Genomic DNA, 1,695 nt, shown 5'->3' on the forward strand with positions numbered 1-1,695 from the left:
CGGATGGTGGGCGGGGCGGTGTGCCGTATGCCGGTATCAGTAGCCCTTTTCACCCGGTGTGGGTTGTGTCGGATGCGTTTGACGGCGCGGGGGTAGGTGCGTTCGCGGCGGGGCCGGTTGAGCGCGCTGGGCGCGGTCAGCTGCGCGGCGGCGCGGGCGGCGGGGGCTTTCATCTGCTCAGGGGGAAAAACGCGCGGTACCGGTGGCGGTACGGCGCGCGATGCGCACGGCCTTGACGAAGCTGACCCGGTCCGGGTCGATGTCCGCGCCGGTAGCCGCCCGGCAGATCAGCGCGTTGATCGCGTAGTGGACCAGGAGGTAGGCCCACACCTCCTGGTAGACCAGGTCCGGTAGCCGTGAGCGCAGGACGCGTCCGGAGCCGCGCAGGTCGGTCTCGATCTGGTCGTGCGCGGTTTCCTGCTCCCACCGCTGGTGGTAGCAGGACGCGAGGACCTCGGCCGGCGCGCTCGCCGGGTCGAGCAGGTTCGTGATCAGGCAGACCAACTCGGTGCCCTCGGCTCCGGCGCGGTCGGGCACATCGTATTCGACCACCCGTACCCGGCGGGCCTGGTGCGGATCGAGCACCTGCCCGGCTTCGGCGGCCCGCACGATCGCCTCCCGCCGGGCGCCGCGGATCTCGCGGTCGAGGACCACGGACAGGTACGTGCCGTCCTCGAGCACCCGCAGGCACGGCAGGCGCACGTCGGCCTTGACCCGCCACAGCAGCCCGGCCCCGGTGCCGGCCGCGTCCGACCAGGCCGGGAAACTGTAGAACCCGCGGTCGGCGGTCAGCAGCCAGGTCCGGTCCAGGCGCGAGAGGAGCGGCGCGGCCAGGGTCTGCTCCCCGGTGGTGTACGGGCCGATGTTCGCCTCGACGAAGCAGTGGCTGGCGCACTCGGTGATCCCGACCACCCGTACCTTCGGGAACGCGGACGGGTTGCCCCCGGAGGTGGAGTACCCGAACTGCGCGGCGTTGCCCGGGGTGTCGGGCACGTCCATCCCGAACCCGTCGATCGCCATCACCCGCAACCCGCACGCGAACGCGCCCCGGGTCTCCTCCTCCACCGCGACCGGTACGGCACAATACCCGAACACCCGGCACAGTACGTCAGGGCCCAACCGTTTACGCGCCTGTGTGATCCCGGAGGAGGTCGGCACGCCCCATGCAGCGTCCCACACCCCGAACGCGTCCAGCGACCCGGTGACCCTGGTGGCCACCTCCTCCGCGCTGTCCTGCGCGAACAGCGCCATCGCCATCGTCAGATACGCCGTCACATGAGGCGGCAGCTTCCCATCCGACCGCAAAGCCCTGATCTTCTCGTCATTCAAGGCCTGATCCACCTTGAACCGGGGCACCGCCTCGACCAGCACCCCGAGAGAAACCTGATCCATCACCACACGGCCACGATCCACACCAGAGCCCACCGACACGAACCAAGACTACGACACCACCCCGAACACCCAGGCCAACCCGTGATCACCATAGGCTACGTGGCATTGAACCCTGAGGTCGCTGGGAGCTCCATCTCCGGCCCGGTGGACACGGGATCACCGAGGTCTCCGCGCTCACCACCGCCCACGGCCAGGCGCAGGAGCTACCGCTGACCGCCCAAAACCTTTGGCTGCCAGAAGGCTGACGCCGCCACCGCGCGGAAACGAGCAGTTGTCTGGTCGCGGGCTTCGGCCGCCCATCCG

Annotated in this window: 1 protein-coding gene; it reads right to left on the reverse strand. The window is 69.8% G+C overall.

The window, feature by feature from the left end:
• Nucleotides 1-177: 177 nt before the first annotated feature.
• Nucleotides 178-1,392, reverse strand: a complete 1,215-nt coding sequence (locus VGJ14_10950; GenBank protein ID HEY2832931.1) for an IS4 family transposase — start codon at nucleotides 1,390-1,392, stop codon at nucleotides 178-180.
• Nucleotides 1,393-1,695 lie beyond the last annotated feature (303 nt).

The organism is Sporichthyaceae bacterium (assembly GCA_036493475.1).
GTDB lineage: Bacteria > Actinomycetota > Actinomycetes > Sporichthyales > Sporichthyaceae > DASQPJ01.

Coding starts and splice junctions, on each gene's coding strand:
- VGJ14_10950 (HEY2832931.1), bottom strand. CDS start 1,392: ATGGATCAGGTTTCTCTCGGGGTGCTGGTCGAGGCGGTGCCCCGGTTC.